This window comes from Galbibacter sp. (genome assembly GCF_048266365.1).
In the GTDB taxonomy this organism is placed as follows: domain Bacteria; phylum Bacteroidota; class Bacteroidia; order Flavobacteriales; family Flavobacteriaceae; genus Galbibacter.
This window is the reverse complement of the sequence record NZ_JBLWZP010000003.1, coordinates 44,085-69,256: the sequence shown is the minus strand read 5'-3', so window position 1 is coordinate 69,256 and position 25,172 is coordinate 44,085. Positions and strand designations below refer to the sequence as shown.

Annotated in this window: 18 protein-coding genes and 1 riboswitch; of the genes, 11 read left to right on the top strand and 7 right to left on the bottom strand. The window is 38.3% G+C overall.

The annotated features are described in order from the left end of the window. The first annotated feature begins 13 nt into the window (after positions 1–13). From ACN0TV_RS05890 to ACN0TV_RS05850, 9 genes are all read left to right on the top strand, one after another. The gene (locus ACN0TV_RS05890) at positions 14–1,207 is read left to right on the top strand and encodes an aldose epimerase family protein (protein WP_417361060.1); all 1,194 of its coding nucleotides are present in this window, start codon (positions 14–16) and stop codon (positions 1,205–1,207) included. 37 nt (positions 1,208–1,244) lie between these two features. Beyond that, positions 1,245–2,864 (top strand): sodium:solute symporter, encoded by a 1,620-nt coding sequence (locus ACN0TV_RS05885; protein ID WP_417361058.1) that lies wholly within the window; start codon positions 1,245–1,247, stop codon positions 2,862–2,864. Positions 2,865–3,095: 231 nt separating this feature from the next. Further along, a complete protein-coding gene (locus ACN0TV_RS05880; RefSeq protein WP_417361056.1) occupies positions 3,096–4,121 on the top strand; it encodes a LacI family DNA-binding transcriptional regulator in 1,026 nt (341 codons plus the stop codon). Between the two features lie 128 nt (positions 4,122–4,249). Next, positions 4,250–5,668, top strand: a complete 1,419-nt coding sequence (locus ACN0TV_RS05875; RefSeq protein WP_417361054.1) for a glycoside hydrolase family 125 protein — start codon at positions 4,250–4,252, stop codon at positions 5,666–5,668. After that, positions 5,668–7,899 carry a GH92 family glycosyl hydrolase gene (locus ACN0TV_RS05870; RefSeq protein WP_417361052.1) on the top strand — a complete coding sequence of 744 codons (2,232 nt, stop codon included), beginning with the start codon at positions 5,668–5,670 and terminating at the stop codon, positions 7,897–7,899. Before ACN0TV_RS05875 ends, ACN0TV_RS05870 begins: the two co-directional genes overlap by 1 nt. 68 nt (positions 7,900–7,967) lie before the next feature. Then, a complete protein-coding gene (locus ACN0TV_RS05865; RefSeq protein WP_417361050.1) occupies positions 7,968–8,891 on the top strand; it encodes an ROK family protein in 924 nt (307 codons plus the stop codon). A gap of 12 nt (positions 8,892–8,903) precedes the next feature. Beyond that, entirely contained in the window at positions 8,904–10,229 is a 1,326-nt protein-coding gene (fucP, locus tag ACN0TV_RS05860) for an L-fucose:H+ symporter permease (RefSeq protein ID WP_417361048.1), read from the top strand. A gap of 266 nt (positions 10,230–10,495) precedes the next feature. Next, complete coding sequence (locus ACN0TV_RS05855) at positions 10,496–12,325, top strand: glycoside hydrolase family 2 protein (protein ID WP_417361047.1); 1,830 nt, start codon at positions 10,496–10,498, stop codon at positions 12,323–12,325. A 211-nt stretch (positions 12,326–12,536) separates the two neighbouring features. Next, the gene (locus tag ACN0TV_RS05850; RefSeq protein WP_417361045.1) at positions 12,537–13,430 is read left to right on the top strand and encodes an NmrA family NAD(P)-binding protein; all 894 of its coding nucleotides are present in this window, start codon (positions 12,537–12,539) and stop codon (positions 13,428–13,430) included. Between the two features lie 51 nt (positions 13,431–13,481). Here ACN0TV_RS05850 and thiH read toward each other — a convergent pair whose 3' ends face one another. Genes thiH through thiS form a run of 7 tightly spaced genes read right to left on the bottom strand, consistent with a single transcriptional unit; the run spans position 13,482 to position 19,478 of the window. Continuing rightward, positions 13,482–14,594, bottom strand: a complete 1,113-nt coding sequence (gene thiH, locus ACN0TV_RS05845) for a 2-iminoacetate synthase ThiH (protein WP_417361043.1) — start codon at positions 14,592–14,594, stop codon at positions 13,482–13,484. After that, positions 14,587–15,360: a thiazole synthase gene (locus ACN0TV_RS05840; protein ID WP_417361041.1), complete on the bottom strand. Its 774-nt coding sequence runs from the start codon at positions 15,358–15,360 to the stop codon at positions 14,587–14,589. Before ACN0TV_RS05840 ends, thiH begins: the two co-directional genes overlap by 8 nt. Next, positions 15,350–15,997, bottom strand: a complete 648-nt coding sequence (thiE, locus tag ACN0TV_RS05835; RefSeq protein WP_417361039.1) for a thiamine phosphate synthase — start codon at positions 15,995–15,997, stop codon at positions 15,350–15,352. Before thiE ends, ACN0TV_RS05840 begins: the two co-directional genes overlap by 11 nt. Beyond that, positions 15,994–16,752 (bottom strand): bifunctional hydroxymethylpyrimidine kinase/phosphomethylpyrimidine kinase, encoded by a 759-nt coding sequence (locus tag ACN0TV_RS05830; protein ID WP_417361037.1) that lies wholly within the window; start codon positions 16,750–16,752, stop codon positions 15,994–15,996. Before ACN0TV_RS05830 ends, thiE begins: the two co-directional genes overlap by 4 nt. Continuing rightward, entirely contained in the window at positions 16,745–17,317 is a 573-nt protein-coding gene (locus tag ACN0TV_RS05825) for a thiamine phosphate synthase (protein ID WP_417361035.1), read from the bottom strand. Before ACN0TV_RS05825 ends, ACN0TV_RS05830 begins: the two co-directional genes overlap by 8 nt. Before the next feature lie 50 nt (positions 17,318–17,367). Beyond that, positions 17,368–19,224 carry a phosphomethylpyrimidine synthase ThiC gene (gene thiC, locus ACN0TV_RS05820; protein ID WP_417361033.1) on the bottom strand — a complete coding sequence of 619 codons (1,857 nt, stop codon included), beginning with the start codon at positions 19,222–19,224 and terminating at the stop codon, positions 17,368–17,370. A gap of 50 nt (positions 19,225–19,274) precedes the next feature. Beyond that, a complete protein-coding gene (thiS, locus tag ACN0TV_RS05815; RefSeq protein WP_417361031.1) occupies positions 19,275–19,478 on the bottom strand; it encodes a sulfur carrier protein ThiS in 204 nt (67 codons plus the stop codon). Between the two features lie 96 nt (positions 19,479–19,574). Then, positions 19,575–19,671: riboswitch (TPP riboswitch) on the bottom strand. 444 nt (positions 19,672–20,115) lie between these two features. Between thiS and ACN0TV_RS05810 the strand changes: the two genes are divergently transcribed. Further along, positions 20,116–23,259, top strand: a complete 3,144-nt coding sequence (locus ACN0TV_RS05810) for a SusC/RagA family TonB-linked outer membrane protein (RefSeq protein WP_417361029.1) — start codon at positions 20,116–20,118, stop codon at positions 23,257–23,259. A 17-nt stretch (positions 23,260–23,276) separates the two neighbouring features. Continuing rightward, positions 23,277–25,163 carry a RagB/SusD family nutrient uptake outer membrane protein gene (locus tag ACN0TV_RS05805; RefSeq protein WP_417361028.1) on the top strand — a complete coding sequence of 629 codons (1,887 nt, stop codon included), beginning with the start codon at positions 23,277–23,279 and terminating at the stop codon, positions 25,161–25,163. The last annotated feature ends 9 nt before the right edge of the window (positions 25,164–25,172 follow it).

The following is a 25,172-nucleotide window of genomic DNA, read 5'->3' as shown; positions in this document are numbered from 1 at the left end:
AAAACTTAACATTATGAAAACATTAAAAAGCAGCATGAAATTTTTACTGGTTTTTTCAGTGGTATTCTTAACCGTTCAGTGTAAGAATAAAGCCGGAAAAGAAGATGCAAAACAAACAGACAATGCAATGGAAAGTCAAAAAGATAGTCTTGCAATTTTGCAAGAAGATTTCGGACAATTACCCAGTGGTGAATCCATTCAAAAATACACTATGACTAATGCCAACGGAATGGCGATCTCTGTGATCAATTATGGTGGAATTATTACCAACCTTGAAGTTCCGGATAAAGACGGTAAGATTGCCGATGTGGTTTTAGGGTTTAATTCTTTAGAGGGTTATCTGACACCGCCACCGTATTTTGGTGCTATAATTGGTCGATTTGGCAACAGAATCGCCAAAGGAAAATTCAGTCTTGATGGTACAGAATATACACTGGCACAGAATGATGGTCAAAATCACCTGCACGGAGGAAATAAAGGTTTTGACAAAGTGGTTTGGGAGGTTACAAAAATAACCAATGCAGAGAGTGTTGCACTACAATTGCATTATTTGAGTAAGGATATGGAAGAAGGCTATCCTGGAAATTTGAATACTACGGTGACCTACACCTTAACCAATGATAACACCTTAAAGGTTAATTATAAGGCTAATACAGATAAAAAGACTGTTGTGAACCTTACCCAACACTCTTACTTTAATTTGTCCGGTGATTTTTCTAAAGATATATTGGGCCAACAAATCGCAATTAACGCGGATACCTTTTTACCGGTAGATGCAACTTTAATTCCAACAGGAGAATTTAAACCTGTAGCAGGAACACCTTTTGATTTTAAACAGTCCAAAACTATTGGAAAGGAAATCAATCAAGACACGGAGCAGTTGAAACGTGGCCTAGGCTATGATCACTGTTGGGTACTCAATAGAAACTCAGATGGTTTAAGCCTTGCAGCAACTGCTTATGATCCAGGTAGTGGGCGTTTTATGGAAGTGTATACTACAGAACCTGGCATTCAATTTTACTCCGGTAACTTCCTTGACGGCACCCTGAAATCAAAATCAGGAGGTACCTATGCAAAGCGTTCAGGTTTTTGTCTTGAAACTCAACACTATCCAGATTCTCCAAATCAAGAGAATTTTCCATCGGTGGTTCTAAATCCAGAACAGACCTATACAAGCGAAACGACCTTTAAGTTTTCAGTGAAATAAAGCAAACAAAAACAACCTAACAGAATATTTTTATAAGATGAAGACATTAGATACACTGGATTGGATTTGTATCGGACTATACTTTTTGGTATTAGCGGGTATAGCCATATGGATTATTAGAAAAAAACAAAACAACACTGAAGATTACTTTTTGGCTGGACGTAACATCGGCTGGTTTGTAGTAGGTACTTCCATATTTGCATCCAATATCGGTTCTGAGCATGTGGTCGGACTGGCCGGGGCAGGTGCTGGAGATAAACTACCAATGTTAATATATGAAATACAGGCATGGGTAGTCCTAATGCTTGGTTGGATCTTTTTACCGTTTTATGCGCGAAGTGGTGTTTTTACCATGCCGGAATTCCTAGAAAAACGATTTGATTCCCGTTCAAGGTGGGTCTTATCTATATTTTCAATCATCGCTTATGTGCTTACAAAAATCTCCGTGACCATTTACGCTGGAGGAATTGTGGTATCGGCACTTTTAGGAATTGATTTTTGGACAGGCGCATTGTCCACTGTAATTCTGACTGGTATTTATACTGTGATTGGAGGAATGCGGGCCGTGATATATACGGAAGCTCTCCAGGCCATTGTATTGGTATTGGGTGCGGCAGTATTGACTTTTCTTGGACTACAGGAAGTGGGAGGATGGGAAAGTATGAAGGAAACGGTGACTCCGGAATACCTTAATATGTGGCGTTCTGCCTCTGATCCTGAATTTCCGTGGCCTACCTTATTGATAACAAGTACTATTGTTGGTATATGGTATTGGTGTACGGATCAGTATATCGTTCAACGTACCCTTACAGCTAGAAACATAAAAGAAGGTAGAAGAGGAACCATTTTTGGTGCGCTCTTGAAATTATTACCGGTTTTCCTATTCCTAATTCCAGGAGTTATTGCACTTACTTTGAAAATGCGAGGAGAGTTACATTGGGATTCACCAGATGAAGCCTTCCCTGTATTAATGAGTAACTTATTACCATCCGGTTTAAGAGGTTTGGTTGCTGCTGGATTATTAGCAGCGCTTATGAGTTCATTGGCCTCTGTATTTAATTCATGTTCTACATTATTTACTGTAGATATCTACAAGAAACTCAGACCAAATACTCCTGAGAAGAAACTAGTAAGAACAGGTCAGATGGCAACCGTTATAGTTGTTATTATCGGTATCATTTGGATTCCAATTATGGCTAATATCTCTGGTGTATTGTATGAATACCTACAAAAAGTTCAATCCTATATTTCACCTCCAATTACTGCGGTTTTTCTCTTGGGAATTTTCCACAAGCGAATCAATGCCCATGGTGCGTTTGTGACGTTGGTTACCGGGTTTGTGGTAGGAGCCTTTAGAATTATTCTTGAATTGGTTAAAGATAGTCTGGATCCTGACGGATTTTTGTTCGCCCTTGGTGATATGAACTTCTTAACCTTTGGAGCTTGGTTCTTCCTGTTCTGTATCTTACTAGCGATTGTAGTGAGTTTACTTACTAAAAACCCATCAGAAGAAAAGGTTAAAAACCTTACTTTTAGTACGATTACGGAAGAAGAAAAAGAAAAAAATAAAAGTAGTTATAGCTGGGTAGATGTTGCTGTTTCGATCCTAATTATAGTGATCGTAATTGGTGTGATGATACTGTTTAACGGTAAATAAGTCACCACTAATTATTGTTTATAATTTTGAAATCACAAATGGGGCTTGGATAATTAAATTCAGGCCTTGTTTGATTCAAATTGGTTGGGATTGTAGTAACAATTCGTCATAGAGTAACAACAATTTAAAAAAGGGGATGGTATAAAATGTTAACTTTTTTTATAATTTAGCCCCTCCCAAAGAAATAACTCCCTATATTTCATGGCATTCGTAATTACTGATAGCTTAATAATGAGAAAAAAAAGAGTATCTATAAAAGATATTGCAGCGGATTTAAACATCTCTGTGACTACTGTTTCTTTTGTCTTGAATGGTAAAGCAGAAGAAAAGCATATTTCAAAGCAGCTTACAAAGAAGGTGCTTGAATATGTAGAAAAGGTCAATTATAAACCTAACCAGGTGGCACAAAGTCTGCGGACAGGTGAGTCCAAAATCCTTGTATTTATGGTGGAGGATATTGCCAACTCTTTTTTCGCCAAACTTGCCCGACTTATTGAAGATCTAGCGTATAAGAAGGGATATAAGGTGTTGTTTTGTAGTAATGATAACGATGATAATAAGTCAATGGAATTGATTCATTTATTTAAGAATCGACAGGTTGATGGTTTTATTATCGTGCCGTCTCCAAATATTCAAAGCACCATAAAGAATTTGATAGAGGAGCATATCCCTGTGTTATTATTCGACCGCTATTATCCTGATTTGGATACCAACTATGTGGTGACTAATAATGCCGAGGCAACTCAAAAAGCCATTGAGCACCTTGTGGGTAATGGTTTTGAAAACATAGCCTATATTACTCTTGACACCCAACAGTCCCAGATGGCGGATCGGTTAAATGGGTATCTGGATACCATTTCTAAACATGGCCTTAAAGAAATTTCTCTGAGACTACCATTCTCAAAAACAATTAGTGATCAGGGCGATAAGGAAATCAAGGCTTTTTTAAAAAAGCATCCAGAAATTGATGCCATACTTTTTGCTACGAACTACCTCACAGAAACTGGTCTGGAAGTTATTAAACGCGAATTCCCCGGCTTAATTGATCGAATAGGGTTTATCACCTTTGATGATAGTCATTTATTTAAAACCTACAGTCCTAGCATTACAGCGGTAGCCCAGCCAACTGCAAACATGGCTAAGCAGGCTATGGACACTCTATTGAAATTAATCAAATCTGATAAAGATATTCCCAATAAACAAGTCGTATTGGAATCCTCATTGATTGTTAGAGACTCTTCTAGAAAGCGCTTTTAAGATATAAAATCTGTGAATAACACCATTTAATAAAAGAAAAAGAATAATATATTTGCTAAAACGATTTAGTAATGTATATTTGAAATTATAATTAAATTAATGGACGAACAACCAGAACAGCAATTATTATGAAACGAAGAACTTTTATTCAAAACGCTACTATGGCTTCAAGCCTTGCATTTATAAACCCAATGGAGCTTACGGCTTCTACTAGACTTGATTTCCCAACAGTAAGAACTCCCGAAGGCGAGCGGAATTTCAAAAGTAAAGTAATTGAAAAGGCCATAAAGGAATTCTCCAAAAAGGTCAAAGACCCAAAATTGGTATGGTTGTTTAATAATTGTTTTCCAAATACACTGGACACTACTGTTACATATAAGGAGATAGACGGCAAGCCTGATACCTACGTAATTACTGGAGATATCGATGCCATGTGGCTGCGCGATAGCTCGGCTCAGGTCTGGCCTTATATGGCATTTACAGATCAGGATAAGGATTTAAAAAACTTAATTGCCGGGGTTATCAATCGACAAACGAAATATATAATTAAGGATCCTTATGCTAATGCATTTTATGACGATCCTACTAAAGAAGGGGAGTGGGCTAGTGATTTGACTCAAATGCAACCTGGAGTCCATGAACGAAAATATGAAATAGATTCACTTTGTTACCCGATTCGATTGGCGTATCACTATTGGAAAAATACAGGAGATACCTCGCCTTTTGATCAACAATGGAAAAGTGCTATAGCTTTAATTTTACAGACCTTTATAGACCAACAACAAAAGGATGGTCCAGGTCCATATTCCTTTATGAGGACAACGCCTCATGCTACTGATACAAGGGCGTTAAAAGGTTATGGCTACCCAGTTAAACCAGTCGGACTAATCAGTTCCGCTTTTCGACCAAGCGATGATGCTACGGTGTTTTCATTTTTAATTCCTTCTAATTTCTTTGCAGTTATAAGCCTTAAACAGGCGGCGGAGATGGTTGAAGAGTTACACAATGATACCGCCTTGGCAAAACAACTTTTGGATCTTAGTAAAGAGGTGGCTCTAGCTTTAGAAAAACATGCTATCGTTGAGCACCCTAATTATGGTCCTATATACGCATTTGAAATCGATGGCTATGGAAATCATCTTCTGATGGACGATGCCAATGTGCCAAGTTTGTTATCCTTACCATACCTTGGTGCTGTAGAAGCTGAAGATCCTATTTATAAAAATACCCGAAATTTTGTGTGGTCACTTGATAATCCATTCTTCTTTAAAGGAAAAGCAGGTCAAGGGATCGGTGGACCTCATGTGGGAATGGATATGATATGGCCGATGTCTTTAAGTATTAAGGCACTCACTAGTTCAGATCCAGAAGAAATAAAAGCCTGCATAACAAGTCTTAAAAACACGGATGGTAATACAGGATTTATGCACGAATCTTTTCATAAGGATGATCCTACACAATTTAGTAGATCATGGTTTGCTTGGGCAAACACCTTATTTGGGGAATTGCTTTGGAAAACCTATAACGAAAACCCAAAATTACTATAATGAAATTAGCCTTTACTGCCTTTACGTCAACTACCGTTGTCAACTATTTGTCCAAAATATGTGGAACAATCGGTTTATTTAGTGTGCTCTTAGGTCAATTTAGCTGTCAAGAGCAGCCTAAGTCAGTTACACAAACACCCGAAACAAATGTTTCATACACCGAGTATGTGAATCCATTCATAGGGACGGCTCCCTTAACGGATCCTGAGCAAATAGGATATACACCTCCAAAGGACTGGCGCGTATGGGCAGGTCTAGTTTATCCTGGTTCATCCTTGCCAAATGCAATGGTACAACTGAGTCCAATAACAGCCTATAGTACAGGAGCAGGGTATCAATATGAGGATACTGAAATTCTTGGATTTACACACACTAACAAAGGGCACTGGAATTTTTGTAATATTCCTATACTTCCCATTTCTGGTGAAAAGGCTTCTTATCCCTATAAGTCCTCTTTTAAGCATTCCAATGAAAAGGCTTCAGCGGCATATTATCAAGTTTATCTTGAGGATTATAAGGTGAATGTGGAACTCAGTTCTACACTCAGAGCAGGAATTCATAAATATACCTTTGAAGCTCAAGACAAGCCTAAGATCCTATTTGATTTAGGAACTGCCAACAATCATGTTGATCGTTGGGAACTTGAAAAAATTGGAGATAGTGCTGTGGCTGGTTTTCAGCAAATGGGAAGAGAGCGCATTTATTTTTATGCGAATTTGAATACTCCTATTACAAGCCTTCAGAAAAATAATGAAGGCAAAAGTAAAGGCTATACCCTATTAAATATAGGGGAGTCTACCACCACTGTTGTACTTCGTATCGGCTTATCTTTTGTGAGTATTGAAAATGCTAAAGAAAACTTAGCCAAGGAAATTGGGACACGCACCCTAGAAGAGGTTCGAGAAAGCGGGGAATCCGTATGGAACGATCTACTATCTAAAATCGCCGTTAAGGGAGGATCTAAAAAAGAGAAAACACTTTTTTATACCTCACTTTACAGAACCTTTTTATGGCCTGCATTACGTAGCGATTCTAACGGAGATTTCCGTAATGAAAAAGATTCCATTGTCAATAAAGGACATCGGTATTATACCAATCCTTCCTTTTGGGATACCTATCGCAACAAATTAGTGTTGTTAGAGATTTTGGATCCTGAACTTTGTAACGATATTATCAAGTCTCTGGTGGATCGAGGTAGTCATAGTGGGTTCATACCAACGTTTTTCCACGGAGATCATGCGGCGCCATTTATCAGTGGATCCTATCTTAGGGGAATCAAGGATTTTGATGTTGACAAGGCCTATCAACTATTGCTTAACAATGCCTATAAAGAGGGGGGAACAAGACCATTTATTGAAGAATATATCAGTGAAGGATTTATTGCTGACCCAGATATTGAAAACCCTCATGTAGAGACCAAAGGAAAAGCCGGTGTTTCTAAAACCTTGGAATACGCTTATGATGATTACGCATTGGCTCTACTTGCAAAAGAATTAAAGGACACTACACATTACCAGGATCTAATGAAAAGGTCAAAAAACTATAAAAATGTTTTTGATACAAAGACCAATTTTATGCGAGGGAAATTGGAAGATGGTTCTTGGATAACACCTTTTAATCCTCAATATCCATATTATGAATATATGTACAGGGAGGCCAATGCTTGGCAGTTATCCTTTTATGTTCCACATGATATGGAAGGTTTGAAATCGTTGTATGGTAGTGATCAGAGCTTTGAGGCCAAATTGGACTCCTTGTTTAGTTTGAAATGGAATCCTGACCACATCGCCAGAAATGTATCCAGCTTCATAGGCCAATACTGCCATGGAAATCAGCCGGATCACGAGGCTCCATTTGCCTATTACTTTGTGGATAAGCCTGAAAAGTCTCAAAAAATTATAGATACTATTCTAAGTGATTTTTATGGTATAGGCACTGAAGGATTGGCACTTAGTGGAATGGATGATGCAGGTGAAATGTCAAGCTGGTATGTTTGTAGTGCCATGGGATTGTATCCATTCTCACCGGCGGATACGGAGTATTTAGTAAGCGTTCCAATTTTCGATCAAATTATAGTGCATAAAGGGCAAGAACAAGAGTTGAAGATTTCTAATGATATGAAGTCTAGATCCTTAAAGGGCATACTGGTAAACGATGCGCCCATTGATGGGTACTTTATCCCACATAGCTTGTTTGTAGAAGGCGGTTCAATTTCTATAGAAACAAAATAGATAAAGCAGAAATTAAATCAAACAATAAGCTGTTGTAATACTACAGCAATTCTAAAATTAAGAATAGCATGCCAATAGCCATTGGAGTAGATATAGGAGGAAGTCACATTTCGTGTGCGGCAGTTGAATTAACCACTAGCGAGATTATAGAACAAACGTATTGTCAACAAAGCGTCAATTCTAAAGCAGAAAAGCAGGTCATACTTCAGTGTTGGGCAGACTGTATTAACAAGACACTAAGTCTACTAGAAGACAAAGAGCCTGTTGGGATCGGATTTGCCATGCCAGGACCATTTCGTTACAAAGAGGGGATCGCAATGTTCGAGGTAAACGATAAGTTTGAATCCTTGTATGGTATATCAGTTGTAGCCGAATTACCAAAGTATTTACATGATAAGAATTTACAATTGCGATTCTTCAATGATGCTTCGTCATTTGGAATCGGCAGTATGTTAACTGGAGGATTTGACACCAAAAGCAAGGTTTTAGCACTTACTCTAGGAACAGGTTTTGGTGCCGCATTTTTTGAGGATGAATACCCTTTAATCCACGCGAATCATGTTCCTGAGAACGGTTGTTTATGGGATAAAAAATTTAAAGACAGCATTGCTGATGATTACTTTTCTACACGCTGGTTTATTCAAGAATTTGAAAATGAATTTGGTCAAAGCATCTCGGGCGGCGTCAAAGACTTAGTAGAACTCAACGGACCAGAGGTACAGTGGTTGTTTGACAAATTTACAGAGAATTTTGTAGCCTTTACAACTCCATATTTAAAAGCATTTGATCCCGATCTTTTAATAATTGGTGGAAGTATCGCAAAATCCTCGCAATTGTTTTTGGAAAATCTTGAACATAAATTAGTCGACAATGGTTTGCACATACAGATTAAAATTATAGATCATACGGATCAAGCGAACATTATTGGTGCCAGCCATACTTTTAACCCCAATTTTTGGAATAAGATCAAAGATAAATTACCTAATATTTAATGCATACAATAGATGAACACCAACTTTAAAATACCAGTAGTCGAGAAGAAATTAATAGTCCCCTTTATCTTGATTACATCTTTATTTGCGCTTTGGGGCTTTGCCAATGCTGTGACTGACCCTATGGTTCAGGCTTTTAAAAAAGTTTTGGAACTCACCAATTCACAGGCAGCCTGGGTACAAATGGCCTTCTATGGAGGGTATTTTTGTATGGCCTTACCAGCGGCCTTATTCGTTCGAAAATACAACTATAAATATGGAATCATAGTTGGACTTTCACTTTATGCCTTCGGAGCTTTATTATTTTATCCGGCGACTGTGACTGAAGAATTTTGGTTTTTCTGTTTGGGACTTTATGTGTTGACCTTTGGGTTGGCTTTTCTTGAAACCACGGCTAATCCCTATATTTTGGCTATGGGTCATCCTAAGACTGCAATACGCCGCCTAAATTTGGCCCAAGCTTTTAATCCAGTAGGATTAGTTGTAGGATTGTTAGTTGCTAAGTTCTTTGTCCTAGATCAGCTACAATCGGATGATTACGAGAATTTCGGTGCCTTGGATGAGGCCAAAAAAGTACTAATCCGTACTTCGGATTTGATGGTTATCAGGGATCCTTATGTGATCCTTGGGTTAGTAGTATTGGCAGTGCTTGTGGTTATCTTCATTAGCAAAATGCCCCAAGCAAGAGATCAAGATGGTATTGTGAGTTTGAAAAGTACCTTTGCCTCATTGATAAAAAATAAACGTTATGCCTATGGCGTACTTTCTTTAGTGATGTATATGGGAGCTCAGATCATGAGCTGGACCTATATTTATCAGTATGCGGAAGGTATAGGGATTTCTGCTAGTATCGCTGCAAATTATCAACTATTGGCCTTTATACTTTTCACCATTGGAAGAATTATAGGAACTTATTTATTAAAATTTATGAGCTCTACGAAATTGCTGATGTATTTTGCAATTGCAGGGATGTTATGTGCTTTGGTTACCGTCTTTGTTGCAGGAGTACCAGGATTGTATGCCTTGGTGTGTATTTCATTATTCCTGTCCATTATGTTCCCAACCATTTATGGTATTGCCCTTGATGGATTAAAGGAGGAGGAAGCTAAAATTGGTGCAGCAGGACTTGTCATGGCTATTGTTGGAGGAGCATTACTTCCTCAATTTCAAGGTATGATTATAGATTTGGGGGGTGTCGGCGTTGCTGATATAAAAATTCTTGGTGTTTCTGAGGTGAACTTTTCGTTTGTATTACCTGCGCTGTGCTTCTTAGTGGTGGTCATTTATGCGTGGAATATGGCTAAAGGAATTACTTTGGTTGAAAATCATTCCGAATAATTTTAAAACTTAAGTAAGGCTAAGATTAATTCCTTCAAAAAATCTAACCTTTGGGTATAATGTGATCAAAATTGTTCATAATGGCTGTAAAGGCTGTGTATATTGTGATTTTGAATGATAAAATCGAAACATTGAAACAAAAGGATTGCTACTCTTTAATGTTATTTATTCTCTTTGGAGTTGATATTTGAAAAGGGGCGTCGGTTTTAAGGATAGAATTTGTCATTAATTGATTTCCCGATTTACTAAAATTTAATGCTTTAAATATGATACAGCACACACACCTAAAGAAGTTTGGTGTCATTGTCACAATGCTTCTTACAACCTTGAGTTTTAACGCCCAAAATTGGAAACCTGTAGGGGATAAAATTAAAACCAAATGGGCGGAACAAATTGATGTTAATTCTGTTTTACCAGAGTATCCCAGACCAATCATAGAAAGGGAGCAGTGGAAGAATTTGAACGGGCTTTGGGACTATTCAATACAAGCAGTTGGGCAACAAAAGCCTTCAAAATCGGATGGAAAAATATTAGTGCCTTTTGCTGTGGAATCAAGCTTGTCCGGAGTAGGCAAACGCGTTGGACATGAAAATGAACTTTGGTATGAAACTAATTTTGAGGTACCGGCAGATTGGGATGGAAAGCAAATCATACTGCATTTTGGTGCGGTAGATTGGAAGTCCGAAATTTGGATCAATGATATTAAGGTAGGTTCTCATACCGGGGGATATACACCATTTTCATTTGACATCACTCCTTTCCTGGGAGAGTCCAATCAAAATCTTGTAGTAAAAGTTTGGGATCCAACTAGCGAAGGACCGCAACCTAGAGGAAAACAAGTTAAAAATCCTGAAGGTATTTGGTATACGCCCGTTACTGGCATATGGCAAACTGTTTGGCTAGAACCAGTAAGTGAAAAGCATATCCAAAATCTTAGAACAACTCCAAATATAGATAAGAACTTGGTAACCGTTGATCCTATCTTGGAAAATACCACCTATGGTGATATCGTTGAGGTTACTGTTAAGGATGGTGACAAGGTTATTTCTGTTTCAAAATCAAATGCAACACAGGCATTGGAAATTCCAATAGCTAACCAGAAGCTATGGAGTCCTGAATCACCATTCTTATATCGTATGACTGTTAAACTGATAAGTGAAGGCGTAACGGTAGATCAGGTGGAAAGTTATTTTGCAATGCGTAAAATATCAAAGAAACGTGATGAGCATGGAATCGTTAGAATGCAGTTAAACAATAAAGATTACTTTCAATTTGGTCCTTTAGATCAAGGATGGTGGCCTGATGGCTTATATACAGCTCCAACGGATGAAGCTTTGAAATATGATATTGTAAAAACTAAAGAACTTGGATTTAATATGATCCGTAAACACGTAAAAGTTGAACCTGCTAGATGGTATACTCATTGTGATGAGCTCGGAATTTTAGTATGGCAGGATATGCCTAATGGTGATGATGCTCCAATCTGGCAGATGAGAAAATATTTTGATGCTAACGAGTTAAAAAGATCCGCTGAGTCAGAGGCCATTTATAGAAAGGAATGGAAGGATATTATGGATTATTTATATTCCTATCCTAGTATTGTAGTTTGGGTGCCGTTTAACGAAGCTTGGGGTCAATTTAAGACTGTAGAAATCACCGAGTGGACTCAGAATTACGATCCGTCCAGACTGATCAACTCAGCCAGTGGTGGGAATCATTTCCAGACCGGTGATATTTTAGATCTTCATAATTATCCAGGACCTGAATTGTATTTGTACGATGCCAATCGCGTGAACGTCCTAGGAGAATATGGTGGAATAGGATTACCATTAAAGGGGCATCTTTGGAATACAGAAAATAACTGGGGATATGTGAAGTTCAAAAATTCCAAACAGACCACAGATCAATACATTGCTTATGCCAAAGAATTAATAGAACTTGTAAAATCTGGTTTCTCTGGAGCTATTTACACTCAAACTACCGATGTTGAAGGAGAGGTTAATGGATTTATGACCTATGACAGAAAGGTTGACAAAATGGATATAGAAAAAGTTAGAAGTATTAATCAAAAGGTAATAAATACCATTCAAGATTAATTGACAATTAAAAATATAGATTATAAAAGAGCTCTCAGTTTTGGGAGCTTTTTTTTGGTTCTAGAAGTATTTCTCTTAAAGATATAAGTAGTGATTATTTAAGTGTAGTTAAAGTTTGCCCTTTCATCTCAGCCCTTGAAATCGGACTTTAATTTTTAATCTATACGGGGTAATTACGTTAAATACCTTTAACTTCGGTATAAAAAAAGACATGAAAACATACGTTATTTTGGGAGGTACCGGTAAAACTGGAAAATCCCTTGGTTTGAAATTATTAGAAAGCGGTAATAAAGTTAGAATTGTTTGCCGTGAAGCAGAGAAAGCAGAGGAATTAAAACAAAAAGGTGGAGACATTTTTATAGGGGATAACCTTGATGAGAATTTCTTAAAAGGCGTATTTTCGGGAGCCGATGCGGCCTATGTACTTTTGCCTATAGATTTACAAGCTGAGGATTATACGGCCACTCAAGTTGCCCATGCCACTGCGATCAGGAATGCTATTGTAAGCCAAGGTATTAAATATGCCGTTACACTAAGTAGCGTTGGGGCACATTTAGACAAAGGAACAGGCGTTGTTTTAGGGTTGCATAAAATGGAGGCGCTTTTTAATGCAGTTCCAAATATTAATGTAAGACACCTTAGAGCCACCTATTTCATGGAAAATACCTTGACTCAAATACATTCTATAAAGAACAATGGCTTCATGGCAGGCCCTGAAAATGGTGAAATAAAGTTCGCCATTATAGCAGCCCGAGATATTATAGCTGCTGCATTTAAAAATTTGACATCACTGGATTTTGAAGGAAAAAGCGTGGAATATGTTCTAGGGCAAAGGGATCTATCCTATAATGAGATCGCTGAGGTGTACGGCCAAGCTCTTGAGATTTCTAATTTGAAATACCTACAAATTTCGGAAGATGATTTTATTTCTGGGATGACTCAAACGGGAGTAAGCCCTAGTGCAGCGGGAAAACTCTATGATTTTACTAAATTGATTAACCAAGGAGAAGTTTCGAGCTTCTACACTCGAAACCATGAAAACACCACGCCAACTTCTATAGAAGAATTTGCTGGTGTTTTCAAAAGGATTTATGAGGCACAGTAATTTGTTCTCATGATTCACATAAAAACATTACAAAATTTTATTTCGATTACATTAACTGTGGAGTTGTTCCCAATCCTTCCAAACGGGTTCAATTCCATTGTTTCTGAGCATTTGGGCAATAGTTTCGGTATTGCGCTCATCAGAAATTTCAAATTGTTCAAGAGACTGTGGGTCTACAGCATATCCACCTGGATTTGTTTTAGATTCAGCACTCATCGAGGTGATACCCAAATGTGTGATATGATCTCTAAATCTTGCGTGTTCTCTGGTGGATATTGACAGTTCGACATCCTCAAATACTATTCTATAAGCACAGATCAGTTGTAGAAGATCAGCATCAGTCATCTCAACTTTTGGCTCTAAGCCACCACTAAAAGGCCGTAACCTTGGAAAGGAGATGGAATACCTGGTTTTCCAATAAGTTTTTTGGAGATAATTCAGATGTAGCGCAGTGAAAAAACTGTCGGCTCTCCAATCTTCCAAACCTAACAATGCGCCAATGCCTATCTTATGAATACCTGCTTTTGCAAGTCGATCTGGTGTTTCAAGACGGTAGTCAAAATTTGATTTCTTTCCTTTGGGATGATGTACTTTATAGGTTTCTCGATGGTAGGTTTCCTGATAAACTAGCGTAGCATACAATCCTTTTTGTATCAGCAACTCATAAGCGTCTTGATCCAAGGGCTGAACTTCCATGGAAATGTTTGCAAAGTGGGGTTGAAGTAGCCCAATGGCGTTTTCTAAGTAATTTACACCTACTGTTTGGTTTGCTTCACCAGTTACTAGTAAGATGTGTTGATAACCCTTTCTCTTTAAAAATGCTGCCTCCTTAAGTATTTCTTGATCAATTAATGTTCTCCTTGGTATATTATTGGTTAGACTAAAACCGCAGTAGGTACAGATGTTCTGGCATTCATTGCTGAGGTACAAGGGGGCGTACATCTGCATGGTATTACCAAAGCGATTTCGAGTGAGTACTCTACTTTTTTGAGCCATGGGTTCTAAGTATGCTTTTGCCTTTGGAGAGATTAAGGCTTTAAAATCTTCAAGATCCGGATGTTTTGCATCAAGAGCAGTTTCCACATCTAAAGTGGTCTTTTGCTGAATGCTGTTCCATTGATCATCCCAATGATAAGTATCGAGTACTTTTTTGAAATTACTCATAAAGAAATTGTGTTAGAGGACTACTTCCTTGCGGTGTGTCCGTTATTTTTGCTAGTCTAGCCTGATAAGCCATACGACCCGCCGCTACAGCGATTCTAAAGGCCTTAGCCATTTGTACAGGGTTTTTTGAAACCGCAATAGCGGTATTAACTAAGACGGCATCTGCACCAATTTCCATAGCCCAACAGGCATGTGAAGGGCTGCCAATTCCAGCATCTACAATGACAGGCACCTTACTTTGTTGGATGATGATTTCAAGAAAGTCAAGTGTCTTTAATCCTTTGTTCGTCCCAATTGGAGCTCCCAAAGGCATGACACATTGCGCGCCGACATCTTCTAATCGTTTACAAAGAACTGGATCAGCATGGATATATGGCATTACAACAAAACCTAGTTTGACAAGAGCCTCACATGCCTTTAGGGTTTCAATAGGATCGGGTAATAAGTATTTTGGATCTGGATGTATTTCTACTTTTACCCAATTGGTTCCTAATGCCTCTCGAGCCATTTGTGCTGCGAAGACGGCTTCTTCAGCATCTCGAACCCCGGAGGTGTTTGGTAATAGTGAAATTTGGTCGTGTTGTAAACTTCGTAAAATTGAATCCTGGTCATTATGAATATCAACCCTTTTCAGAGCAACGGTCACGAGTTCACTTTTGCTGGCTAGAATAGCTTCTTCCATTATTTTCGTTGAGGAAAATTTGCCGGTACCCGTTAATAAGCGTGAACCGAAAGTTTTTCCTGCAATGGTCAATTCAGTATTCATATGATTGAGCTGATTTAAAAGTTTCTTGAATGGTTTGAATGGCGTGATGGATGTTGTTCTGTCGGTGTAGACAACCCGAAAGGGCGATACCCCAAACCCCTGCATCTCGCAAATGGACAATATCTTTAAGGGTGACACCGCCAATGGCAACGATCGGAATAGGGTTGGCCTGTTGTTGCATTTTTTCCACTATGGTGTAATAGGACTCAAGACCAAGGACAGGACTTAAGTTTTTCTTAGTTGTGGTGTATCGAAACGGACCAAGTCCAATATAATCTACCTTTTTATCAATGAGCGCTTTGCAGTCCTCCCAAGTGTTTGCTGTTCCACCAATTACCATTGTCGGGTTTAGAATTTTTCTGGCAACAATTGGACTTTGGTCATCTTTGCCTAAATGGACTCCCGCTGCATTCACTGCTTTTGCGATTTCTGCATCGTCATTGATAATTAACTTGACTTGGCTTTTTCGACAATACTCACTGGCGTTAAGGGCTACTTGAATCCATAGGTTTTTTGGTGTATTTTTTAGTCGCAGTTGTACCCAGTCTGCACCTGCATCCACCATTTTTTTTATATGCTCTAGGTGCTGCTCAGCTGTGGATCCTTGGCTAATGTAATATACAACAGGTTGTTTCATTTTATTTTATTTGAATGTTTCCCTAAAAGGGTGTTGTTAGAAGCTAAAAACTTTTCTGTATAAAGCTTTGCCAAACGGCAACTCTCTTCCCAATCTTCACTAAAGGCATAATAGGCGGCAATAGCAGAAGACAGGACACAACCGCTTCCGTGTTTTTCACTACAATTATCATAAGTAGGGTAGTACACTTTTTTTTGTTTATTAGGCTGATACAATTCATCCATGCCCAATTCTTTTCTGTGTCCACCCTTTAAGTAGACGCTACAATGTTTACTTAGATAAGTTAAGGCCTCGTTAAGATCATGGGTTGCTGAAAAGTGTTTAACCTCAAGAAAGTTTGGAGTGATTAAATCGATCATTTTTAGCATAGGTACAGTTGTTTCAAAAAAATGATTTTGATCGTGAAAGTCAAAGCCGCTTGAGGATCGGACTACTGGATCCCAAATAATTTTTGCCATAGGTAGCTTTGTTTTTAAAACGCCCAAAAGAGTTCCTAAAAAAGCATTGCTTTTAATCACTCCAATTTTAATAGTTTTGGGTGTAAAACTGTGGAGTAAAACTTCAAGTTGTTCCCAAAAGACAGTCTCCTCAGTCCAATAGCATTTTTGAAATGCTGTAGTGCTTTGGACGGTATTACAACTTTGTACAAAAACACTTTGTACACCTATAGTTTCTATGGTTTTGGCGTCTGCAATAATACCTGCCCCACCACTGGGGTCAAAACCTGCTATTACTAAAACTGTTGGATTATCCATATACATTTTGGTACGTTTTTTCAATGGTTCTAAATGCATCAATAGGGTTCTCATTATGCCATATACTTCCCAAAACAGCTACTCCTTGAAAACCAAGGTTACGGGCTATCTTCATGTTTTCCGCATCCACTCCTCCCAAAGCTATAATTGGCTTTTTCGAATTTTGAACATTAAATTTTTTACCCTTTACGTTTGCTTTGGAAATCGAATCAAAAACTGGACTTAGTACACTATAATCATAGCAACTTTGTCGCTGAGCCTCAACTGCATTATGATAAGCTGCAGACAAAGTTATTTTAGGCTCCTTAGGCAGGCTTATATCACTATTCTTATGAGACTCCTTAAGATGAATTCCTCTTATGGGAAAATCTGCATGCAATTGGTGATGTTGGTGCAACATCATTTTTTGCGTGGTTTTAATTGAAAATTGATCCAACCATTTCTTCATTCGGCTCAAGGAGTAATGCGGCTTTCGCACATGAATAATGCAAGAATCAAATGATGCAATTTGTTGAATGATTTTCGCTTCATCTTTTACATTGTATTGATTTGTGATTAGCAACAACAAAGGTGACTTAAATTATATTTGGTGTTTAATGATTTTATCTTTTTCCATTAGAGATAAACCTCACCACCTTGTGCTTTGAATTCTTCTGATTTTTCTTGCATACCTTGGATAATTGCCTGCTCACTATCCATACCATTTTCTTTTGCATACTGTCGTACATCCTGTGTGATTTTCATCGAACAGAAATTGGGACCGCACATCGAACAGAAGTGCGCTACCTTGGCGTTTTCAGAAGGCAAAGTTTCATCGTGATATGCTCTTGCGGTATCAGGATCTAAAGCTAAATTGAATTGGTCATTCCATCGAAACTCAAATCGAGCTTTACTCATGGCATTATCCCTATGTTGTGCTCCTGGATGACCTTTGGCTAAATCAGCAGCATGTGCTGCAATTTTATATGTAATTACACCTTGTTTTACATCCTCTCTGTTGGGTAAGCCTAGGTGTTCTTTGGGTGTTACATAGCACAACATAGCACAGCCATACCAGCCTATCATCGCAGCACCGATACCACTAGTAATATGATCGTAACCGGGGGCTATATCCGTAGTGAGTGGTCCCAAGGTATAAAAGGGAGCCTCATCACACTCCTTAAGCTGCTTTTCCATATTTTCTTTAATCATGTGCATAGGGATGTGACCTGGTCCTTCAATGATGCATTGTACATCGTGTTTTGAAGCAATTTTAGTGAGCTCTCCTAGAGTTTCTAGTTCGGCAAACTGAGCATAATCATTAGCATCAGCAATACTCCCGGGTCGTAATCCGTCCCCTAGAGAGAATGCTACATCATATGCTTTCATGATTTCACAAATGTCTTCAAAATGGGTATATAAAAAGTTTTCTTGATGATGAGCCAAGCACCATTTTGCCATAATAGAACCACCTCTGGAGACTATTCCAGTGAGTCTTTGGGCGGTATGAGGAACATATTTTAAACGAACACCCGCATGTATGGTGAAGTAATCAACACCCTGTTCAGCTTGTTCAATTAAAGTATCTCTAAATATTTCCCAACTCAGGTTTTCTGCTTTGCCATTAACTTTTTCTAAGGCTTGGTAAATAGGCACGGTACCAATTGGAACTGGAGCGTTTCTAAGAATCCATTCACGTGTTTCATGAATATTCTTACCCGTAGAGAGATCCATTATAGTATCTGCACCCCAACGACAGGCCCACACCGCTTTTTCAACTTCTTCTTCAATAGAGGAACTCACAGCAGAATTTCCGATGTTGGCATTGATTTTTACCAGGAAATTTCTTCCGATAATCATGGGTTCACTCTCAGGATGGTTGATATTACTTGGAATCACTGCACGACCCCTTGCAACTTCATCTCTAACGAATTCGGGAGTGATCTGCTTAGGGATGCTTGCACCAAAATCCTCACCAGGGTGTTGTTTGCGAATTTCTTGTAAGTCTTGAATTTTTTGATTTTCACGAATAGCAATAAATTCCATTTCAGCGGTTATAATCCCTTTTCGGGCATAATGTAGTTGGGTAACATTTTCACCAGGCTTAGCCTTTAATGGTTTGCGAATGTTTTGGAATCTAAGGTTGTCCAATTTTTCATTTTCTGCGCGCTCTCTACCATATTCAGATGATAAGCTGCCCAATAGTTGGACATCTTCCCGAGCCGAAATCCAGGATTGGCGGATCGGGTCTAATCCTCGATGAATATCGATTTCATGCGTTGGATCTGTGTAAGGACCACTGGTATCATACACTAGTACTGGCTCATTGGGTGTACGTGAGTTGTTAAAATGATCAACGCTGTCATCTAAACTTATTTCTCGCATAGGCACTCTGATTCCTTTATGAAGTTGTCCTTGGATGTAAACCTTTTGTGAGTTCGGAAATGGTTCTCTGCTGATTCCTTGCGAAGAGGGTGTTAGTTGTTCTTTCATAATAATGATTATTTTGAATTAGTTTTTAGTTGTGAAACCAACAAAAGGTATCATCCTCCTTGTGCAGCCTGAATGATTAAGACATTATTTCCATTTATAAGTGGAGTTGTGGCCCATAGGGTTTTGGAAATAACTTGATTGTCTATAGCTACAGCAATCCCAGAATTCTTTATGCCGAGTTGCTCAAGTAGTTCTAGCAGCTTTACAGGTTCACTAAAGGAGTGATTTTGATTGTTTACATTCACAGTTATCATATCGTTTTGATTTTAATAGCTGTAAACACAAGGGATGAATCCCGAAGAAAAGTTTATCATATTGGATTTAGCGATAGTTTTACACTAAATCCAAATATGAATTATCGAACTTTTTCCTTCGCAGGTACTAGCCTGAATCAGGTTCAAAGGGTAATTTCTCAGCCAAATTGGATTGGCACCCCTAAAGTCTACGGGTCAAATGTAGTTTTAAATTAATCGATAACCAAATCCTCTGGCCATTGGAGTTGTGATTTTGCCTTCAAAAGTTGAAAATAATTCAAGTGCCTGGTATTCAATTTGTTTCATGTGTATACAAAATGTACTAAAACGTATTAGTATTTAACGAAACTTTAGAATTTGCAACGTTTGGATGAAATATTGAAACAAAATGTACGCCAATAAAAGTATTTAATTGACCTAATTTGATAATAGCAAATCATCATTTTTCACGGGGTATTTTTTTTGATTTTACATTGCTTGTCTTAAAGCGTTGATAAAGTCATAAATCAACCTCTCTTTTTTGCAAAATTTAATTAAAGTGGTTTTTACTTTTATTTAATCACTGGCAAGTATTCATAAGATGATTTGTTGCTATTTAACACTAACTAAACTTTAAAACTTTCAAAAATGAGATTCGATGAAAACAAAATTTAAAAAATGTTTGAGACAAATGACCCTTACAGCAGTATGCTTTCTCATGGGTATGGTCTATGGTTTTGGCCAAGATCCGCATGTTATTAGTGGTACTGTTAAGGGAAAAAAGGACGGTGTTCCTATTCCTTATGTAACCGTTTTGGTTAAAGGGACACAACAAGGAGCTACTACTGATTTTGATGGGAAGTACACCATTGAAGCCACCTCTGATGCCATTCTGGTTTTTAGTTCTATAGGATTCAAATCCGAAGAGGTTGCAACCAATGGGCGTGTCGTACTAGATGTTGAGCTTCTTGAAGATGTCGCCGCCTTGGATGAAGTAATTGTAGTAGGGTATTCTTCTATTGAAAAAAAGGATTTAACTGCTGCAATTTCCACTATTACCAGTAGTGATTTAGAAAAAGTCCATGGAGGTAGTACGGTAAGTACTGGACTTGCAGGTAAACTACCTGGTGTTAGTTTTAGAATGCCGGATGGTCGTCCTGGTGCCTCTGCAAATATTGAGATCAGGAATATGGGTAATCCATTATATGTTATCGACGGTGTACAACAGGATGCCGGACAGTTTAACAACCTTTCACCTAATGATATAGAAAGTATTAGTGTTCTAAAGGATGGTTCAGCTGCGATCTATGGTTCTCGCGCCGCTAACGGTGTTGTGGTGGTTACCACCAAGAAGGGGAGGAAAGGTGCACGTAGTACAGTGAATATTGACGCCTATACGGGTTGGCAAAATTGGACTCGTTTTCCTGAAGCGGTAAATGATTCCTATCAGTGGATGCTTGGTAAGGCGGAGGCTGAGGTAAATGAATTTGGATCAACATCGATAACGCCTGAAGAATTAGAAAAATATAAAATCGGCGAAGAGTATGGTTATCAGTCTTTTAATTGGAGAGATTTCATTGTGAAGAAAAATGCTCCGGTGTCAAATGTTAACATTAACGCAACAGGGGGATCTGAAAAGATCAATTATTATTTGTCGTTTACCAAATTGAATCAAGAAGCTGTGTTTGGCGATGAATTTACCTTTGATAGAACAAACATTCAGAGTAATGTCGATGCTCAGATTACGGATAACCTTAAAGTAGGAGTTCAATTAAATGGTAGAATCGAGAAACGTAAAAACCCTGGTATCCCTGGTGCTGATGACTATTGGTTGCCAAGGTTTGCCATCTTGAGAAACCGACCATTTGAGCGTCCCTATGCAAATGATAATCCAGAATATTTGAACGATATAGGCCATAATGAAACCAACTGGGGACTTCATAATTTTAAAATAGGAGGGTACAGTGAGGACATATGGAGAGTGTTACAGTCAAATTTTAATGCTGAATACGATTTAGGATTCATACCAGGTTTAAAGTTAAAAGGGATGTATTCTTATTATATTGCTGACCAAGTGATGAATGGTCACGAGTACACCTATGAAGCCTACACATATCGTCCGGAGGAGGATACTTATACCGTTACAGGTGGTAGTACAAACCCTTGGAGAGAACGAAGAACACATAAGAAAATTCAAAATGTTTTCCAAGGTTCAGCCAACTATCAAACAACGATTGATGAGGATCACAAGATAACCGCAATGTTCTTAATTGAACGTATGGAAATCAATGAACAAACCCAATGGGTACATTCTGTTCCTAAAACTAATGTACTCCCTCTTATCTATTTTCCTGATATGGATACCTATGATGATAGTAATTATGAAGAGGCACGTATTGGGTATGTCGGAAACTTCACTTATAATTATAAAGATAAATATTACCTAAACTCTTCTGTTCGAAGGGATGCATCTTGGAAATTTGCACCCAATAAACGTATAGGTATATTCCCTTCAATATCAGGTGGATGGCGTATTACCGAGGAGCCTTTTATGCAAAATTGGCTCGGTGATAATTTTGTACTGAATGATTTTAAAATTAGAGCCTCTTATGGTGTTTTAGGTGATGACAATGTGGGGATCGGTCCCTTTGATTATATTCCGGGTTACCTCTATGATCCAAACGGCGGAACTCCTGTTATTATAGACGGAGAAGCCATTATTCCAAGTAGGGATAAAGGACAGCCTATCAATAATATCAGTTGGTTTGAAAGTGCTATTACCGATATTGGATTTGATTTTGGACTGTTTGACAATAGACTAACGGGGTCTTTCGATTATTTCTATAGAAAACGAACCGGACTCAGAGGGCGAAAATATGATATTTTGGTACCCAATGAGCTGGGATATTCACTTCCTGATGAAAATGTGAATAGTGATGCGGTGTACGGCTCAGAATTCATGTTGTCTTACTATGGGAACATAGGCGAATTGAGCATTATGGTTTCAGGAAATGCTTCCTATACCAAAACAAAATTCTTGGAAAGTTATAAACCTCGTTTTGGAAACTCTTATGATCAGTACAGGAGCTCTTCAGAAGGAAGATATAATAATATATTTTGGGGATACACTCAAATCGGGCAATTTGAATCCCGAGAACAAATTGATAATTACCCTGTGGATATCGACGGGCGTGGTAACGAGACAATGAACCCTGGAGATCTCATTTACCAAGATATTAATGGTGATGGAAAAATTGATGGATATGATGTAACTCCAATAGGTTATAACAATAGGCAACCATTAATAAATTATGGATTGAGTCTTTCTTTAGGATATAAGAACTTTGATTTCACGGCTGACTTTTCTGGTTCATCCGGTTATTCTTGGAATCAGAATTGGGAAGGTAGGAAACCTTATCAAAATGAAGGTGCACTCAATGAAATATTCTTAGACCGTTGGCATAGGGTTGATCCATTTGACGCCAACAGTCAATGGGTTCCTGGAAAATACCCAGGATTGCGTTATAACAATGGAAGTCATCCAAATAATTGGAATTCAACATTCTGGTTACACAATATTACTTCCTTCAGAATTCGAACTCTAGAGCTCGGATATTCTTTGCCACAGGTTGTATTGGATAAGATTAAACTTCAAAAGGTTCGGTTTTATATCAATGCTTATAATTACTTCTCATTTGATAATCTAAAAGATTATGGGGTGGACCCAGAGGTGGTTGATGACAATACGCTGCAATATCCGCAGAATAAGGTATTGAATATTGGTATTAATCTTTCGATTTAATTTTAAAACTAACAACGATGAAAAAGTATATTATAGTAGCAATTACCACAACTTTATTGTTTGTGAGTTGTGCTAAAGATGAAGATTATCTAAATCGAACCCCCACAGATATATTAACCGAGGAACAGGTTTTTTCAGATCCTCAGGTTGTACTCTCTGTGATTGCGGATTTATATGATCGTTATTATGATTTCGCATGGATACAGGATTGGTCATCTATGTCTCAGTTTAATATTGCATTTTGGTCTGAACAAGGACGTTATGGATCATTCCAAAATAGCGATTATGGTTACGGTGATTGGGGAACTTGGGATTATGGTTATGTACGTGATATCAATTTATTTATAGAGCGTTGCGAGGCCGCAACACAACTAAGCGACCAGGATAAGCAGCGATTTTTGGCTGAAGCTAGATTTTTAAGAGCTTCTTACTATTTTGAATTGGTTAAACGTATGGGAGGAGTACCTCTTATACTAGAGGCAGAGGAATATGATTTTAGTGGAGATGCTACCTATTTAAGACACCCAAGAGAAACAGAAGCCGGGATATATGATTTTGTAATTAGTGAGGCTGAGGCTATAAAGGATTTGCTTCCTTCAGATGTAGAAACCAAATCTCGAGCTACTAAGGCAGCGGTACTTGCAATGGAGAGCCGTGCAGCATTGTATGCGGCTTCAATAGCCAAATATGGTGCTACTACGCCTCAGGTGTCACTTCCTGCAGGAGAAGTAGGTATTGCCTCTTCCAAGGCAAATGCATACTATCATAAGGCCTTAACAGCGGCTCAAGAGATCATTGACGGTGAGGCGGGTAATTATTCATTGTATGAGAAAAAACCAGACTTGGCCGATAATTTTGCAAGTATCTTCTATGATAAGATCGGTAATAATGAAGTCATTTTTGTTGAAGATTACAAACTTCAGAGTGGGAAGGTTCATGGGTTTACCATATCCAACCAGCCACGATATGGTGCTGAAGAAGAAGAAGGCGGTCGTACCAATCCATCTCTTAATTTTGTACAATCCTTCGAAACCTTGGCAGGGGAATTTAAACCTTTACCAACCACAGATGCCTCAGGAGCCCCTATCTATTACGATAACATAGGTGATATTTTTGAAAACAGAGATGCACGCCTTGCGGGTAGTGTAATATTACCAGGCTCGTCTTTTAAAGGAAGAGAAGTAGATATCTGGGCCGGTTATCAACTGGGAGATGGTTCGATTATCAGTGGAGATTCTAGAGGGCAGCAAAAAGAAGTTGGAGATATGGGTACAGTTCAGGTAGTTGGTTTTGATGGACCAATTGATGGATTGGAATTTACTGCTCAGACTGGATTTTATATTCGGAAATTTCAAGATCCAAAGGCCGCATCTGGACAAAGGGGAGTTCAAAGTGACATTTGGCAGATACGCTACCGTTATGCAGAAGTATTATTGAATGCTGCGGAAGCTGCGTTCGAACTTTCTCAGAACGATTTGGCGGCGAACTACTTGAACCAAGTAAGGAACAGGGCGGGACTTTTGACACCTCTAACTGCAGGAGATGTTACCTTTGACAGGATTGTACATGAACGCTATGTCGAACTTGCCTTTGAAGGCCATTTCTTCTTTGATATGAAACGCTGGAGAATTGCTCATAAAGTGCTAGACGGTGTTAATATTTCTGCCGATGATTTTACAGAAAATATTGGCAATGCTCTTAAGCGCAAAACCCAACCCTATGGACTCTGGCCATACAAAGTTTATGATCCAGGTAGTGTTGACAATGGAAAATTTCTATTTAAAATTGTAAAACCAAGTAGGGTTACTGCAGCTGATCGATTTAGATTTGGTAATTATTATTCTAAAATCGGAGATGATGTGATTAATAATAATCCAAAAATCACTAGAAATCCTAATCAGTAACCAACAAAA